The sequence below is a fragment of the Virgibacillus halodenitrificans JCM 12304 genome, from assembly GCF_001310895.1.
GTDB lineage: Bacteria > Bacillota > Bacilli > Bacillales > Amphibacillaceae > Virgibacillus_Q > Virgibacillus_Q halodenitrificans.
This window is the reverse complement of sequence record NZ_BAZS01000014.1, coordinates 1-16,447: the sequence shown is the minus strand read 5'-3', so window position 1 is coordinate 16,447 and position 16,447 is coordinate 1. Positions and strand designations below refer to the sequence as shown.

Annotated in this window: 13 protein-coding genes; 4 read left to right on the top strand and 9 right to left on the bottom strand. The window is 39.6% G+C overall.

The window, feature by feature from the left end; all coding sequences use genetic code 11:
* Window positions 1–24 precede the first annotated feature (24 nt).
* The 7 genes from JCM12304_RS09015 to JCM12304_RS08985 form a co-directional block, all read right to left on the bottom strand.
* Window positions 25–1,644: an amidohydrolase gene (locus tag JCM12304_RS09015; RefSeq protein WP_060679881.1), complete on the bottom strand. Its 1,620-nt coding sequence runs from the start codon at window positions 1,642–1,644 to the stop codon at window positions 25–27.
* Between the two features lie 84 nt (window positions 1,645–1,728).
* Entirely contained in the window at window positions 1,729–3,120 is a 1,392-nt protein-coding gene (locus JCM12304_RS09010; RefSeq protein WP_060679880.1) for a sodium/glutamate symporter, read from the bottom strand.
* Window positions 3,121–3,697: 577 nt separating this feature from the next.
* Window positions 3,698–5,473: a sulfoacetaldehyde acetyltransferase gene (gene xsc / locus JCM12304_RS09005; RefSeq protein ID WP_019375928.1), complete on the bottom strand. Its 1,776-nt coding sequence runs from the start codon at window positions 5,471–5,473 to the stop codon at window positions 3,698–3,700.
* A 132-nt stretch (window positions 5,474–5,605) separates the two neighbouring features.
* Window positions 5,606–6,808: an iron-containing alcohol dehydrogenase gene (locus tag JCM12304_RS09000; RefSeq protein WP_060679878.1), complete on the bottom strand. Its 1,203-nt coding sequence runs from the start codon at window positions 6,806–6,808 to the stop codon at window positions 5,606–5,608.
* A gap of 68 nt (window positions 6,809–6,876) precedes the next feature.
* The gene (locus tag JCM12304_RS08995) at window positions 6,877–8,787 is read right to left on the bottom strand and encodes a TRAP transporter large permease (protein ID WP_060679876.1); all 1,911 of its coding nucleotides are present in this window, start codon (window positions 8,785–8,787) and stop codon (window positions 6,877–6,879) included.
* Between the two features lie 21 nt (window positions 8,788–8,808).
* Entirely contained in the window at window positions 8,809–9,870 is a 1,062-nt protein-coding gene (locus JCM12304_RS08990; protein ID WP_157360452.1) for a TRAP transporter substrate-binding protein, read from the bottom strand.
* A 53-nt stretch (window positions 9,871–9,923) separates the two neighbouring features.
* A complete protein-coding gene (locus tag JCM12304_RS08985) occupies window positions 9,924–10,649 on the bottom strand; it encodes a GntR family transcriptional regulator (protein WP_060679872.1) in 726 nt (241 codons plus the stop codon).
* Between the two features lie 328 nt (window positions 10,650–10,977).
* On the opposite strand from JCM12304_RS08985, the gene JCM12304_RS08980 reads away from it, so the two are divergent.
* Window positions 10,978–11,181 carry a hypothetical protein gene (locus JCM12304_RS08980; RefSeq protein WP_060679870.1) on the top strand — a complete coding sequence of 68 codons (204 nt, stop codon included), beginning with the start codon at window positions 10,978–10,980 and terminating at the stop codon, window positions 11,179–11,181.
* A gap of 252 nt (window positions 11,182–11,433) precedes the next feature.
* Here JCM12304_RS08980 and JCM12304_RS08975 read toward each other — a convergent pair whose 3' ends face one another.
* Window positions 11,434–12,387 carry a tRNA dihydrouridine synthase gene (locus tag JCM12304_RS08975; RefSeq protein WP_060679979.1) on the bottom strand — a complete coding sequence of 318 codons (954 nt, stop codon included), beginning with the start codon at window positions 12,385–12,387 and terminating at the stop codon, window positions 11,434–11,436.
* A gap of 408 nt (window positions 12,388–12,795) precedes the next feature.
* Between JCM12304_RS08975 and JCM12304_RS08970 the strand changes: the two genes are divergently transcribed.
* Together JCM12304_RS08970 and JCM12304_RS08965 are read left to right on the top strand one after the other, a co-directional pair.
* Window positions 12,796–13,989 carry a YhgE/Pip domain-containing protein gene (locus JCM12304_RS08970; protein ID WP_060679868.1) on the top strand — a complete coding sequence of 398 codons (1,194 nt, stop codon included), beginning with the start codon at window positions 12,796–12,798 and terminating at the stop codon, window positions 13,987–13,989.
* 39 nt (window positions 13,990–14,028) lie between these two features.
* Window positions 14,029–14,568, top strand: a complete 540-nt coding sequence (locus JCM12304_RS08965) for a PadR family transcriptional regulator (protein WP_060679866.1) — start codon at window positions 14,029–14,031, stop codon at window positions 14,566–14,568.
* Between the two features lie 267 nt (window positions 14,569–14,835).
* On the opposite strand, the gene JCM12304_RS08960 is transcribed toward JCM12304_RS08965, so the two are convergent.
* On the bottom strand, window positions 14,836–15,684 hold the full coding sequence (locus JCM12304_RS08960) for a VOC family protein (RefSeq protein ID WP_060679864.1): 849 nt from the start codon (window positions 15,682–15,684) through the stop codon (window positions 14,836–14,838).
* Between the two features lie 174 nt (window positions 15,685–15,858).
* Here JCM12304_RS08960 and JCM12304_RS08955 point away from each other — a divergent pair, with 174 nt between their 5' ends.
* A complete protein-coding gene (locus JCM12304_RS08955; protein WP_019375918.1) occupies window positions 15,859–16,179 on the top strand; it encodes a winged helix-turn-helix transcriptional regulator in 321 nt (106 codons plus the stop codon).
* Window positions 16,180–16,447 lie beyond the last annotated feature (268 nt).

Below are 16,447 nucleotides of genomic sequence, written 5' to 3'. Positions count from 1 at the left end.
ACATCCCCAGACTCAAAAACCTTTCTATTCACTCAACACAGATTCAGCACTGTAGATACTCTCCCCCTCTTTAATTGTCTCTAAAACTTGTAAATCTTTTATTTTTATTGGATCGACCTTAAATGGGTTTTGGTCCAGGACAACGAAGTCTGCTAGTTTTCCTTCCTTAATGCTTCCTTTTTGATCTTCCTCAAAATAAGCATAGGCTGCATTGATAGTTACTGCCCTTATCGCATCATATACGCTGACACATTCCTCTGGTCCGATGTGCACTCCTTTTCTAGTAATTCGGTTGACTGCACACCATATTGTTTCAAGCATATCCGGTTGCACTACTGGTGGGTCCTGATGGAAGTTTACTACCAGTCCGCGGTCAAACGCTGATTTAGCTGGACTGATCCGGCTGCCACGTTCATGTCCTAAGTTCTTAAGATGGACGTCTCCCCAATAATACGTATGTGGGATAAATATAGATGGAATCATAGCCAATTCTGCCATCTTATCCAGCTGGTCATTTCGAACAGTTTGGCAATGTATCATGACCGGTCGCAGATTTGCTTTATTTGGATTATCGGATTCCTCTAATGCAGCTTCATAATTTTGTAATAACTGGTCAGACGCAGCATCTCCATTGCTGTGAGTCAGAAGCTGCACATCATCTTTGATCGCTCTGGCGATATATTCTTTTACTTGTTCATCTTTATACCAAGCATAGCCGCGGTAGGTTTCTTCTCCTTCATACGGTTCTGTCATCCAAGCTGTTTTCCCTTGTGGGGAACCATCTAAAAATAGTTTGTAGCCACCTATCTTAAATCGTTTATGATACTTTTTGGCATATTTTTCGTTCTTTGCCATGGCGTCTGGGTTTTCTACAACGAGCGGATATGCTACTACGTCTACTTTTAAATTTCCTTGTTCCGCCAAGTATTTGAACATCTCAATATAATCATTCGATGTCGCACCGTCCTGTACTGTTGTAATTCCGTTTTTTGTATATATTTCCTGACCTATTGTTGCTAATTCCACGATATCCGTTTTTGTATCTTGGAATAATGTTTGTTGCATTGCCAGCAAGCTTCCTTCCTCCAAATACCCATTTGGCTCCCTTGTGCCTTCTACTCTACCGATTACCCCGCCTTCCTCATCCGGTGTTGATTCATCAATTTCTGCTAATTGCAGTCCAGCATCATTGGTACAGCCGACATGTCCGGATGCATGAAAAGCGAAGATAGGATTTTCAGTGGAAACCTGATTTAAAATCTCCTTTGTTGGATGTTTCTCCTCAACTAAAAAATTATGGTCATAGCTAAAGCCAACAACGATATCTCCCTTTTCGACTCCTTTTTCTTCCATATATAATTTGAACGTTGAAATAATATCATCAAAGCTCTCACATTTACTTAAGTCGGCCATTTGCGAAACAGGCCCCATCATAGCGAGATGGCCGTGTGGATCGATGAATCCTGGCAATAAAGTTTTTCCTTGAAGATCAACCTTTTCAATAGTTGGATCTGTCATAGAAGATTGAAGTTCTGCCAAGCTTCCTACTTTTTTAATTTGCCCGTTTTCCACTAATACAGCTTCTGCTACGTCATTTTCTTTCTCCATTGTGATAATATCTCCACCGAAAAACAATTTCTTCATAAAACTACTACTCCCCTTCTCCTCATTAATATTGTTCAATCAAGCGCGTCATTTACTCTCCATGACCAAGCTTATCTGTTATCCTTATTCAGAAACAGCTGTTTTTAGTCCCTCGACAGGCTCTGTGTCTTTTGTTTTAAAATCATATGTTTTCTTTCCCCATACTTTGGAGACCTTTAGTACAATTAGATAGATTGGTATTGGTGCTAGAAGTAAAAGAATGCCTATATTTAAAGCTAAAGCACCAGAAGCAATGGCTAATATGGTAAGAACGGTTACATAGGAGGCTACCATTGGTAGATTCATCAGCCCTAATTCCACAGCTGTTGTGGTTCTTAAAGAAGGATCTATTATTCGAACAAGGGCAATACCACTTGGAACCGTGCCGGTAGTGGTGCCGAACAAGCCAACTGTTCTTTCAAAGTCGTTCTCTCCACCCATTCGTTGGCCAAAATAAATACAAATGACAACAGTTAATATGGTGATTACAATCGCCTCAATAATAATTGGCACCATCCACGCACCAATCACACTGAAAGGCACTGCCATAAATGACGTAACAACTAAGTAATCTGTTGACCAGCCAGTAATCTTGGACTGGAACGTATTATCAATCATGTATTCAATCCCAAGCTTTTTCATACACATTTTAACAAGGTAACCTGCCAGCATCCCGTAAATAAATAGCATGCCACTAAACGTGGGACCAATCCCAGGGATGAAAGACATTACTTTTGCAAAACCTAAAGCTAACATAAAACAGAGACCAATAATCGCAAAGTGAAATGTCATCGTATCCATGTTCCCACTGTACATCGTTTCATTTCCTAATGAATCTCTCTTTTCTTCCTTCGCGTAATAACCTCTCTCCACATATCCATCAATATTGGATTTGCCAAGATTCTTTGCAAGCCCCTTTTTAATTCCATACTTGGCTAATGGCACACCAACGAGGAAGCAAAATAAAAATCCGACTGCTGCAAAGGTAATTCCTACTGTTGCTGCATCCACAATTCCATATTGTTGTTCCATAATGGTGCCAAATGTAGCAGCTTGCCCGGGGCCTTGTGCAAAAGCGAATGGAATGAGTAACCCATAGACAGGATCCATTCCAAAGAAACCACCGATACCTAAGATGATAATTGCTCCAACAGCAGGTGTAAGTGCATATAATAAATTCCAGTGAAAACCTAACCCAAGTGAGCCTTTTGCAATGCTTTTTCCTACTGACTTATTTTTTTGTTTAGGACTACTTGTTAATGCGATGGAAATAAAAATGATGGTAAAAAGAAAATTGACAATTGTAACGAACATGTCGGAGTCTGTAGATGTGATTAAGCCAGTATTCATTAGAATTAAGCCGAGGATACCTGCGATCACACTTGCAGGTACGAGCATTTTCCGAATAAATGTAGCTTTTGTGCGGATGATGATACCTAGACAGAGCATGATACTTGCTAACCCAAAAGCAATCATGAAACTAATAAGAATCTCCCCCATTTTTAGAAATTGTTAGTCATCTGCTTAACGTGCGTATACTGAGATTACTTGCTTAAACAGCAACCCTCATTTGTTAACGCTTTCATTTCTAAGGAGTATAGTTGCTCTTCCATGTCTATAGTAAATCTTTTTCATACAGGTCCCTATCTTTCGTGAACTACTTCACATTAGGTTGGGAAATCATCACTTAAAGTTCCTCCTTATTAACAAATTCAACCTTCCGTGCCGCAGTGTTAGCTACTTCATCTAATATAGCAAGGAGTCGAGCTCTATTGAAATAGCTAAAAGATAGTTTTTTTAATTAAATCATTCCTTGTCCCTTGTGTCAATATATTAACAAAATTCAAATTATTAATATTTGTAATAGGTTTTATAAGGGTTATTTATAAAGAATAGATGTTTTTAACTTAGAGTTATGAAAAAACGCATTAGTAGTAGGTAGAAATTCTAGCACTTCGAATCTTGCTGCTTTGCTAGTCCCCCTTTCCAAGCCACCCCCAATCATCACAAAAAATCTCCGCACCTCATCAGGTACGGAGATTTTCTTATAAACTTATTTCCCCCAAACACCATAATCAAGGTGCTTGTATTTATCCAACAGTCTTGTTGGCATATGCAGGGCGTCTTTACGGAATGGTGGTGCCAGCTGTGTGCCATCAACAAAGATATTAAGCACGGCCGGTTTCTTTTGTTCGAGTACTTCTTTTACTACCGGGCCGATATCTTCTGGTTTTTCAATCGTGTAGCCGAGTGCGCCCATTGACTTGGCAACTTCGGCAAAATCAGGTGCTTCGATATCAGAGCCGATGAAGCGATTATCATAATAATCTACTTGATTCTTTTTCTCTGCGGCCCATGATTTATTATTAAACACACAAGCAATAACAGGGATATTTTGCTCTACAGCTGTACTGACTTCATGTAGACTCATTCCCCATGCACCGTCTCCGATGATTGCTGCGACTGGTGTATCTGGTTCTGCCAGCTGAGCTCCTAATGCTGCCGGATAGGCAAAACCAGTGTTTCCAAAGGTTAATGCCGCAATATGGCGTCGTGTCTGGTTAAATTTCAGGTAAGCATTTGCAGTGGAAGAAACGTTTCCGATATCCGAAGAAATAATTGTACCTTCTGGCAATGCTTTGGATAGTTCCAGCAATGCACGTCGTGGGTTGATCGGATTACCATCTTCCATAGCCAGTTCCACCAGTTCTTCATCCCATTCTTGCTTCCGCTTACTTACCTTTTCAAGACAAGCCTGATTGGAAACACCGTTCGGCATAGCCTTGGAAAGCTCTTTATATAGATTTTCTGCTGTCGCTTTTGCATCGCCAATAATACCGACTTCAATTGGATGTGTCCGTGCGATATTTCGTGGGTTAATATCCACCTGAATGATCTTAGCATTTTTCGGGAAGTAATCAATGTCATAGCATGGTAGTGTTCCGAAAACAGATAGGCGTGTACCAATCGCCAGCACCACATCCGCTTCCTGTAATGTATACATCGCAGACTTTGCTCCCATGTAACCAATTGGCCCTACTGCTAACGGGTGATCTGCCGGGAATGCATCATTATGCATGTAAGATACAGCTACGGGTGCCGTTAAATGCTCGGCAATTTTTGCTACAGTATCCACCCCATCCGCATCTACCGCCCCACGTCCAGAGATGATTACAGGTTTTTCGGCATTTTTCAATAACTCAACCGCTTTTTCAATGGAAGCCGGGTCCCCACTGCCTCGTTTATCTGTACGGTATTGGCTTGGCTCTAAGATATAATCCTCCAGCTCACCATAAAACAGATCACGAGGGATATCATATAAAACCGGACCACGTTCGGCATAAGCTATTCGGAACGCTGTACGTAGGCAATCAGCTACACGACTTTTATGTGTAACTCGAACCGTTTCCTTCGTAATATCTTCAAAAATAGATACTTGGTTCGCTTCCTGAAAGCCGTCCCAGCCAATAGTTGGTGTACCTGCCGATGGAGAAATAACAACCATTGGTGTATGCGCCTGATTTGCTGCAGCAACAGAAGTCACCATATTCGTAATTCCAGGTCCATTTTGTCCAATAACAACGCCCGCCACGCCGGAAACACGTGTATAGGCGTCTGCCATATGTGCTGCACTCTGTTCATGACGGACTGGTAAAAAGCGGATGCCTGCTGTTGGGAAGAGATCCAGCATATCCATAAATGCGGAACCAACGATACCGTATACTTCTTTGACATTCTCTTTCACTAGTGTTTCTACAATTGCCTCACTTGGCGTCATTTTCACCTTTTTGTTTACTGCCCCTTTTACTTCTGCTTGTTGTTTAGCCATTAAAATTCCTCCAATTGTATAATAATTTATATTAACGCCCTAACTTGTAGTGACGTACGTACCAGTTACTAAATCAAAAGCGTAAATGTTGTTGCTGAGCGTGGCTTTTACCTACACCTTATAATATCTAATCTATGAAATCGTTGAAGCAGGATTAGCTGCCTGGATCTCCTCCAGCTTTGCAATTAACTCAAGAAAAATGGTAGCAACATCTTCTTCGGAAGGAACCTTCCTGTTTGTCATGATGCCATTTCCACTTAATGCATCTTTTACTAGAATTGGAATGTTATTTTTCAGGTCCACTATATCAATATATTTCAGACCATCCTGCCATATACCGAATTTTTCATTCCATTCTTCGACTTGCTTCACAGCAGATGCTGCAAGTTTCTTTTCATCACCCGTATCCTCACAACCAAGTGCAACTGCTACATTTGCATAACGCGCTGGTTCTACCTCCAACCCAAATCGCATAACAAATGGTAAAAGTAAGGAAACACTCAAACCGTGCGGAATATGAAATCGTGCGCCAAGCGGTCGGCCTGCTGCATGTGCCAGATTGGTAGAGGCATTGGAAAAAGCAATACCGGCATAACAGCTGGATAGCAGCATTTCCTCTCTCGCTTCAACATCCCTTCCATTTTCATACACCTTTGGCAGGGCTGTTGCAATACTTTTCATACTTATAAGCGCATAGTGGTCTGTTGTTACAGAAGCATTTGTGGATACATATGCCTCCATGGCGTGTGTTAACGCGTCCATACCGGTGTATGCAGTGAAATGCTTTGGCAGACTAAGTGTCAGTTCTGGATCTAATACAGCCACATCTGGCAATAAATCCTTATGCCCTGGGTTCATCTTAAATTCTGTTTTGCTGTCTTTGATTACCATTACTTTTGTCGCCTCTGACCCTGTCCCTGCTGTTGTTGGCACAGCAATAAGCGGCAAACGAAGTAATCGTTCTGCAGCTGCGATCTCCTCCCATTTGATAGCTGGTGTTTTGGCAAATAAGGAAACAGCCTTTGCAATATCGATAGCGCTTCCTCCGCCGATGGCAAGCACACCATCAACCGACTTTCCTTCGATAGCTGTCAACGCCCCTTCCAGATGGTCTGTCGTCGGCTCTCCCCGATAATCAGAGAAATATGTTACTTCTATGTTCTTTTGCATCAATATACCTTTTAGTCTTTCATCAAGTGCTATTTCCGGGGTGGTCAGGAAGCTGTCGATAATGACGATAACATGCTGAATTCCTTGTTCCTTCGCAATATCGCCTAATTTATTCAAACTTCCTGCACCTAATTCAATATGTCTTGGTAAGTACGTACTGCTCATCCTTTCCCCTCCTTCATTTTTCCATCATAAAATTGCTCTGCAAATCACCCCTTTCAAGTGCTATCCTTTTATTTCATGAACCCTACGAGCCACATACTAATTTGCGGAATATAGGTTACCAGTCCAAGTACAGCGAGCATCGCCAGCAATAAAATTTTATTGCCCTTAATGACATCTTCAATTTTTAATTTGGCTGCACTGGCTGCGACGAATAGATTCACACCAACTGGTGGGGTAATAAAGCCAATTGCAAGGTTGAAGATCATAATTAATCCAAAGTGAATTGGATCCACACCTAGCTCGATCGCCATTGGCAGGAGAATAGGTGTTAAAATAACAATTGCTGCAAGCGCCTCCATGACAAGCCCTACTAATAGTAATAAAACATTCAGAAGCAATAGAATGATAAATTTGTTTTCACTGATAGATAAAACAAAGCTAGCTACTGTCTCCGCAATTCTTTCCAAGGTAATCAGTCTGCCAAAGATACTCGCCATCACGATTAACAATATAATAATGGAAGAGGTCACCCCAGCTTTTGATAGACTTCGGTAAATACCTTTAAAATTAAGATCTTTATATACAAATAATCCAATGATCAAGCCATAAGCTGCAGCAACGGCTGCTGCTTCGGTTGGCGTCATATAGCCACCATAGATTCCACCAAGGATGATAATCGGAACCAATAATGCCAGTTTCGCATCCCAGGCCGCTTTGACCATGCTTTTCATGTTGAAGGAGGTCTTCTCTCCTTGCCACCCATTCTTTTTAGAAATAACATAAGCAACTACAATCAATACAAGACCTGTCAATACGCCGGGCAAGATACCCGCAATAAATAATTTGGATATGGATTGCTGACCCACAACACCATAAATAACCATTGGATTGGATGGGGGAATAATGACCCCGATCGATCCGGCCGTTGCGATTACTGCTGTAGCAAAGCCAGCATTATAGCCTTGCTTTACCATTGCCGGAATGAGGATTGTCCCAATCGCAGCTACTGTTGCAGGACCTGACCCGCTAATCGCTGAGAAAAACATACTCGTCACAATGGCAACCAATGCCAATCCACCTGGCAAAAAGCCGAGCAGCTCATCAGACAGATGGAGCAGTTTTTTAATAATTTTCCCTCCACCCATGATGATCCCTGCAGCGATAAAAAACGGAATCGCCATAATTGGAAAGTTATCTATACTCGTAAAAGCCGTCTGTGGGAAAAAATCAATTGGAATCGCATCTGTTGCAAAAACAGTAGCCAAGGTGCTTATACCTAATGAAAAAGCAATTGGCATGCCAATTAAAATAAAGAGAACAAAATAACCGAAGAGAAATAATGTAATCGAGCCTTGCCCAACAACTCCGATTGGAAGAATGACCGCAAGCGCAATTGCAGTAGCAAGCAAGCCTTCCTTCATTTCCATGTCCTTTGTATCCATGTAGAATTTTTGTATAAGCCGAATAATCATCAGGCCAAAACCAATAGGTACCGCACTGTACGGAATAGCCATTGGGATGGATAATGCTGGTGTTGATTGATGTGTACTTAGTTGAAATGTAATAAGCTCGGCACCATATTTCAGCATAATATAACTGAAATAAAGCATGAATAGGCTGTTCGCAACCTTAACTGCCCGTTGAACGTGATCCGGGAATCGATTCATTACCACGTTCACTTCAATAGATTCACCTTTTCTAATTGCGAGACTTGCTCCCAAGAAAGATACAAAAATAAATATGTATCTAGAAATTTCCTCTGTCCATGTCGTAATATTAGCGATATCGATAAATGGCAGGGCATAACGGTTAATAACTTGCAGATTAATAAGAATAATGAACGTGAGAAACCCAGCAACAATTAAAACCTCTTCAAATCGACGATCAAGAATTCCAATAAACTTTCTGAAATTGCTTATCGGTTGTATCGGATTACCCTGGTCTTTTACTTTGTCCACCGTAGCTGATCCATGTTCCATCTTTTTCCCTCCATTAGTAAGTTAGTCACCAAAAATGCCTTCACGTGTTTTACCAAGTTCCTCCAAGATAATCTCCACATACTCCGGATCAGCCATGCCTGGTCGAACAAACTCATCCCAAACCGGCTTTACTGCTTGCTTCCATTTCTTCATTTCTTCTGGTGCAGGCTCATAAATCTCAATTCCGTAATCAATAAATTGCTGTTTTGCTTCCGCTTCACGCTCATTTGCCCGATTTCTTTGCCACTCCATTGCTTCCTGGCCAGCAGCCATAATGGTGCTTTGCTGATCTTCCGTCATCCCGTCAAACATAGATTTATTCATAACGACCATGTCAGAGCTATAGTTATAATTGACCTCTGTTGCATAGCTTAATACTTCTTGATGCTTCGTATCCCATAGGAGAGAATAACTATTACCTTCCCCTTCCACGGTTCCTTGCTGTAATGCAGTAAACACTTCAGACCACGCAACCGGTGTCGGGCTCGCTCCAAACACTTCAAAATCCGCCTGCTCAATCTTCGAATTGGTTGTTCTTATCTTCATCCCTTTAAGATCTTCAGGTTTTTCAATCGGTTTTTCATTATTAACAATTTGTCTAAAACCATAGTCTGGAAAGAAAACCACCTTGAAGCCGGACTTTTCCATTTCCTTGCGAATGATATCACCTGGCTTCCCATCGATAGCCGTATACACTTCTTCTTTGTTTTCAAAAATATATGGTAAATCCCATGCAGTGAAATAATTTGTAAAGCTAGTCATATTGGGAGTGGAAGAGCTTGCAAATGCAATACTGCCACGCTGAGCACTCTCAATTACCTCTCGATCGTCACCAAGCAAACCGTCATGATATGTTTCCACGATAATCTTCCCATTTGATTTTTCCTTTACCAGCTCGGCAAATTTATCGATTCCCTGGGACACAGGATGGTTGCTCGATTTCGATTGTGCTGCACGTAATACAATAACCTCTGAGTCGATTGCACCCGCACTTTTGGAAAGCTTTATATCACCTGCTATAATAATGAACAAAAAAGCGATGATACATATGACCAGCGTGGCATGTTTATTTATCACATTCATCTTTTTCACTCCCTTTTTTGTTAACGCTTACATTTATCATTTAAAATTAAGGACTAACTCCTCAGTCCGTTTCTTTTTGACTTTACCCGAAATACATATTTATCTGGTCGGTAATAACCTCGATAAAATTCCAGGGGATTCCCAAGTTCATCTGCAATAATTCGCTCAACGGTTAAAACACTAGCTCCTTTTGGTATACCTAATAATCCAGCTACCCTTGCATCAGCATCTTCAGTAGAAATAATTTGTTCCGCTTCTGCAAGCGTGATTCCCATTTCATTTTCGAGCAAATCAAAGATTGTTTCCGTTTCTAAATCATAGGAAGATAATTTTAAACCAACAGACAATGGGTAGTAGTGCTTTTCAATCGCCAGAGGCTCCCCATCTGCATATCTTAACCGCTCAATCATGTACAGATCCATATTGAAAATATCGATGGAATGGTCCTTTACATCAATTTGTTCGGCTGCTAATAATTTGCTGCTTGGGGCCATACCCATATTTTTAATCGTTTCTGTAAGGCTATTTAAGTTAGATAACCATTCCTGAATCGGTTTTCCTTCATTGATGAAGGTTCCTTTTCCATGTACCTTTTTTAATATTCCATCATTGACCAGCTTTGCAATGGCTTGACGCACCGTCGTTCTACTAACTGTATATGCTTCAATAAGCTCTCGTTCACTCGGGATTTTATCTTTGTACATTCCAGCTTTGATTTGCTTAACAAGTGCATTACTAATTTGCACATGTAGCGGTATAGGGTTGTTTGAATCAATCAATACAAATCACCTTTTTCCCTAAATAAGTGGTAATGATGTACCTACCAGTTATCAAATAGTTTGATTTTTTAAAATAAATTAATTGTTAGTAACATTTAAACAGAATAGTTTAATAATTGCAATGAGTTAAATAATATTTAGTTATTGGTATTACTTATAGGTTATATTGGCAAATTTTATAACTGAGGGTATTATGGGCGAAGTGAAACAAAGTGATTACTAAGTATAAGCCTTGAACAGGTATAAGGTCTTCCAAGAACGAACAGCTCTATTACAATAAGAATAACCAAAAGCATTTATGCAAAACCTAGCCTTGAGGTGACGTAATATGACGGACAAAACCAAAAAGAAGGTTGACATCTCCACTCCAGAGGATGGAGAAATAAGTGCAAGTACCGGTCTTCAAACAAACAAGCCTTTTGACAGTGCGGAAAACTATGCAGGAGATTCTGTAGATGAGCATAAGATATTGGAAGGCGCCAATGAATATTTGGCAAGAAAGCAGATATCGCAAATAAATAATAATTCATGAGTGTAAAAAAGTGACATGAAGATATATGTGCTTTCATGTCACTTTTTTCTTTACTCAATGTCATTAATTAAAACTACCTCATTGAATTGTTTTAATTTTACAAGTGGAGTTAAGAACAAATGTATATTTTAATGGATATTTAAATTGTAGCATAAGTATTGGAGCCTTCGTTTCTTTGGTAAGCAAATTAAAATACCAGGTACTAAATACCTGGTGCCCCTTTAGATTTTCAGCTTTTAATTCATCCAACCCCTACTCAAAACTATCGAGCAATTCACGTACTTCGTCTGTGGTCTCCGTGCTCATTAGCTGGTTTCGAAGCTCACTTGCTCCGCGAAAACCACGAACATAGATTTTAAAGAAGCGTCGTAAAGGTTTGAACGGACGCGGCTCCAATTTGGCATATTTATCATGGAGATCAAGGTGCAATCGCAAAAGCTCAAGTAACTCCTCACTGGTATGCTCTTTCTTCTCCATTTCAAATGCATATGGATTATGGAAGATCCCTCGTCCAATCATGACTCCATCGACTCCATATTTATCCACGAGCTCCAAGCCCTTCTGTCGATCAGGGATATCTCCATTGATCGTTAACAACGTATGTGGTGCGATTTCATCACGAAGCTTTTTTATTTCGGGAATGAGCTCCCAATGTGCGTCAACATCGCTCATTTCTTTCTTTGTGCGCAGGTGAATGGAAAGGTTGACGATATCCTGTTCCAATAAGTGTTTCAACCATTCATGCCACTCATCCACATTGGTGTATCCAAGTCTTGTCTTCACACTTACAGGGAGCCCCCCTGCTTTAGCTGCCTGGATAATATCTGCAGCTACATCTGGTCTACGGATCAGTCCGCTTCCCTTCCCTTTTGCTGCGACATTGTGTACGGGGCAGCCCATATTAATGTCAATTCCTTTAAAGCCTTGTTCCGCCATTCCAATACTCATCTCTCGGAAATTTTCAGGCTTGTCTCCCCAAATATGTGCGACCATCGGCTGCTCGTCTTCTGTATATGTGAGACGACCACGAACACTAGAGATACCTTCCGGATGACAAAAGCTTTCTGTGTTTGTAAATTCAGTGAAGAATACGTCCGGTCTCGCTGCTTCACTCACGACATGGCGAAAAACCACGTGTGTAACATCTTCCATTGGTGCCAATATAAAAAACGGCCGAGGTAAGTCGTGCCAAAAATTATCTTCCATTTTCAAAATTCCTTTCCTAACAGACAATAAGGTCACCCTCATGCCAAAAATAAAAAGCAAAGTTAGCTTTGCCTCTTATAGTTATACCAAACTTTTTAGGTTTCTGTCACCCCCTGCTATATATGTTTCAAAACAAACATGTTTAGTTTCCTGTTCTTAATGGTAGGTTAATTTTACGCCAATAAGTTATTCTATCCAATTTCTATTATTTTTGTCTATAAATACAAACTTCGAAGTGACTATCCTTTACTGCTTACAGATACTTTCTAATAAAATCTCCCTCATACTAAAAACCAAATCATTGACTTTGTGAAATAATTAACATATAATCATATCATACTCTAATTAGAGTACTTTATAAAAAGCACTCTAATTAAACGCATTTTCACTATAGAAAGGAAATAATGAATGAAATTCACGCAGTTTTTAAAACAAAAGGGTCCTATTGGCGCAATCTTTATGGGGGTATTCTATGCGGTTGCTATGCTGGGAATTTTCTTACCTGGTTATACAGCAATCCCTGGTAACATTGATAAATTACCAATTGCTATCATTAATGATGATGCAGGCGAATATGGTGCAAAGATTGCTGATCAATTGGAAGAAAGCTTACCTTTTAAAGAAATTGAAACAAATGTAACTAATAAACAAGCCTTAAAAGAGTTAGAGAAAAATGATTTGGCGCTCGTTGTACACATTCCTGAGACGTTCTCTGCAGATATGCAAAAAGGAGAAGTTTCCTCAAGTATTGATTTTACAATGAACGAAGCAGGCGCAACGACGGTCTCCTCCACGATGAATTCAGTTGTTAAACAAATTAATGATCAGCTAAGCAGCCAGTTTTCACAGCAAACAGCACAAGGAGTGTTAATGGATGTCCATGTACCTGAGGAGCAAGCTGCAGCATTAGCTAAGAAAATAGATACAGCCTATGTCGGAAATGTAGTAGCTATTAATGAAATGCCAGAGGGCATGAATAATAACATGCTGCCAATGTTCTTAAGTATGGCTGGTTATGTTGGTGCAATGATTGGTGCGATGCAGTTGGTCGGTGCCTTTAAAGCAAACCGAAATAAAGCAAGCAGAAGGCGATTATTTACGTATATTCAATTAACTGCATTACTCATTGCAGTCGTTTCTTCCGCCCTTGCTGCTGGTATCGCATTTTTGGTTAATGATCCAGGTACTAATGCTCTTTTCAATCTAATGGGTCAACAAATTATAAACTATATGGTATTCTTTAATTTCACGGCAATCTTTATGTTTTTATTAGGAGACTTTGGTATGATCGTAAATCTGCCAATTCTTTTCATACAAACATTAGCAAACGGTTCGGTTATCCCTCGAGAAATGATGCATTTGCCGTACGAGTGGGCAAGCTACATTTCGCCAATGTATTATTCGGTACAGGCCTATTTCGCAAATCTGTATGGCAGCATCAGTGCAAGTCCGTTCATTTGGTCTTTACTAGCCGTTGGAGCCGCTGCGCTGATAATTAATATTGTGCTCGTTGCGTTTGTTCACAAACCAGTCGCTGAAGAAGTAGTAGAAACTGCCTCAAAAGCGAAAAAGGCGCCAACCATCAGAGAAGTAACCGTCTAAATTGCTAAGAATAGCTTCCATCGTGAAGGAGAAGTGGACATGTCTATCCAAGTTTTTATATTGAGCAAATTAATGGAAGGCAACAACTACCCTTATAAAGTAAAAAAAGAGCTTTCCGAGTTTATTCCCTTAGATAAACTGACCAGATTGACAGAGAGTAAATTGTATTATCATTTTGAATCACTAACAAAGCATGGTTATATTGAAGTGGTAGAAGTTATTAAAGAAGAGCATCGTCCAGATAAGCAGGTTTTTGCTATCACGGATAAAGGACGCAAGGAATTCCCCCAAAAAATATATAAGCTATTTGAAAAAGGGGATTCCATCCGTGATTTCTTACCTGGTTTAGAGAATATTAAGTATGTAGACCGCAGTAAAATTGTAGAGATACTGGAAAGAAAAATAGATGGTATTCACGCAGATTGGGAAAAAACAAAAGACTTCGGCAAGCGGGTAAAAGGGGATCACAATAATGAAACCATTATTCACTTCGTCCGCGACTACTTTTCAACAAGAACAGAACACACCCTTCATTGGATGGAAGAATTAGTTAACCTGATTAAAGAAGAGAAAATTTAGTTTCTAATTTGACTGTCAAATGAACTTTGCTTCTTTCTGAACTACTAGTACGAACATTTGCCTTGCTGAAGACCTTGTGAGGGGAATAACTTCTATTTATAAGGCTAGGCCTTCCTCTCCTTCAGAAACTGGTAATTGCTAATCCAGTAATATAAGTTATCCATTCGTTCTAAAATTTTCTTGTATTCTAAGAATAAAAATAGTTATCAGATATGAGATCTGATAACTATTTTTGGTTCTCCCTATTTTTCACTTTCGCTTCCCCCATTAGATGGATAAAACGATTTTAATTCCGGATGGATCAAAAGTGATATACGTACCATTTACTTCAGTGACATCAGCACCTAGTTCTTTTATATTCGTCACTACTTTCATAAGCTCTTCATCACTCCCAAAAACAAGCGTGAAGTGCTCCAGACCAACACTATTGGTTGAAGGAGGGGGTGCACCTTCTCCATTCCAAGTATTGACACCAATATGATGATGGTACTTCCCCGATGAAAGAAATAATGCTTGTCTACCAAATCGGTTTACTACCTCAAAACCAAGACCATTGACATAAAAGGCTTCGGTCTTTTTGAGTTCAGAAACATGCAAATGAATATGCCCCATTACTGTTTCTTTAGGCATTGCTTTCCATTTTTCTGATGTCACATGTGTTAGCAGTTGTTCAAAGTTTAACGGATCAACTGCCATCGCTACTTCGCCCTGCTCCCATCTCCATTCAGAAGGGCTACGGTCAATATAAATTTCAATCTCGTTTCCATCTGGATCATGTAGATAGATAGCTTCACTTACAAGGTGATCTGAAGCCCCAAAGCGAATATTGTTTTCGGTCAAATGAACTACTATATTGGCCAAATCTGCTTTTGTTGGTAAAAGAATAGCGAAATGATACAAACCAGTTGTTCTTCCTTGTTTTGGTATAATATCTTCTGGCTGTACAAGTGATAAAATACTGGTTTTACCATCTGTGGTAAGCTTTACTTCTCTTTTCGTTTTTTCTAATATGCCGAACCCAAGTACGTCCTTGTAGAAATTTATAGCGCGTTCTAGTTTTTCCACTTTAATTTTCACATGTCCTACAAATTGAATTGGTTTCGTATGAAAGTTCATCCTATATCCCCCTCGTTAAAATAATATATTTATCGATATACAGTGCTTACTATTTAAATTTTACTTACTTTATGTAACTAAGTTTATTTTTATTATCTAGTTTTGTCAAGTTACTTGTTTTATTTTAGATATTGGTATATGGTACAATACTAGTAAGAGAGGTGTAAATATTTAATGAAACAACAAGCTATTTGCCCGAAATTTGAAAAAGCTATCTCTTTACTTAGTCGGAGATGGACAGCTCTTGTTATTTACCAACTATTATTGGGAACGCAACGATTTAATGAAATTCAATCAGCAATAGGGATAAGTGGAAAAGTCTTATCCGAACGATTAAAAGAATTAGAGCAGCAAGGAATTGTTATACGTGAGGTTATTCCTGCCACGCCTGTAGTTATTGAATATTCGTTAACAGAAAAAGGGCAGTCCATGGAACCTATTTTGCATTCCATTGAAAGCTGGTCTCAGCAGTGGATGAGAACTGAGCTTGATTGAAATCCAATGAGTAAGAGGATAAATTCTTGTAAATTAGTTAAACTTTGAAGTAAAAGTATATGTAAAAGCAGTGAAACTAACTAAGAGACAGACTGGCGCATAGTTCCCTTCTGTCTCTTACTATTTAAACTTATTCGTATCCAGCACTATTTCTTGATATAACTCTTGCTTCAGTTTTACGTGGATGATAGACATTACGAGCGTTAAATCGAGCAGTAATGTCCGACATGGCGAAGGTGAGAAACATTAAGACCGCTATATCGTGCCC

Coding starts and splice junctions, on each gene's coding strand:
- JCM12304_RS09015 (WP_060679881.1), bottom strand. CDS start 1,644: ATGAAGAAATTGTTTTTCGGTGGAGATATTATCACAATGGAGAAAGAA.
- JCM12304_RS09010 (WP_060679880.1), bottom strand. CDS start 3,120: ATGATTGCTTTTGGGTTAGCAAGTATCATGCTCTGTCTAGGTATCATC.
- xsc (WP_019375928.1), bottom strand. CDS start 5,473: ATGGCTAAACAACAAGCAGAAGTAAAAGGGGCAGTAAACAAAAAGGTG.
- JCM12304_RS09000 (WP_060679878.1), bottom strand. CDS start 6,808: ATGAGCAGTACGTACTTACCAAGACATATTGAATTAGGTGCAGGAAGT.
- JCM12304_RS08995 (WP_060679876.1), bottom strand. CDS start 8,787: ATGGAACATGGATCAGCTACGGTGGACAAAGTAAAAGACCAGGGTAAT.
- JCM12304_RS08990 (WP_157360452.1), bottom strand. CDS start 9,870: ATGAATGTGATAAATAAACATGCCACGCTGGTCATATGTATCATCGCT.
- JCM12304_RS08980 (WP_060679870.1), top strand. CDS start 10,978: ATGACGGACAAAACCAAAAAGAAGGTTGACATCTCCACTCCAGAGGAT.
- JCM12304_RS08975 (WP_060679979.1), bottom strand. CDS start 12,387: ATGGAAGATAATTTTTGGCACGACTTACCTCGGCCGTTTTTTATATTG.
- JCM12304_RS08970 (WP_060679868.1), top strand. CDS start 12,796: ATGAAATTCACGCAGTTTTTAAAACAAAAGGGTCCTATTGGCGCAATC.
- JCM12304_RS08965 (WP_060679866.1), top strand. CDS start 14,029: ATGTCTATCCAAGTTTTTATATTGAGCAAATTAATGGAAGGCAACAAC.
- JCM12304_RS08960 (WP_060679864.1), bottom strand. CDS start 15,684: ATGAACTTTCATACGAAACCAATTCAATTTGTAGGACATGTGAAAATT.
- JCM12304_RS08955 (WP_019375918.1), top strand. CDS start 15,859: ATGAAACAACAAGCTATTTGCCCGAAATTTGAAAAAGCTATCTCTTTA.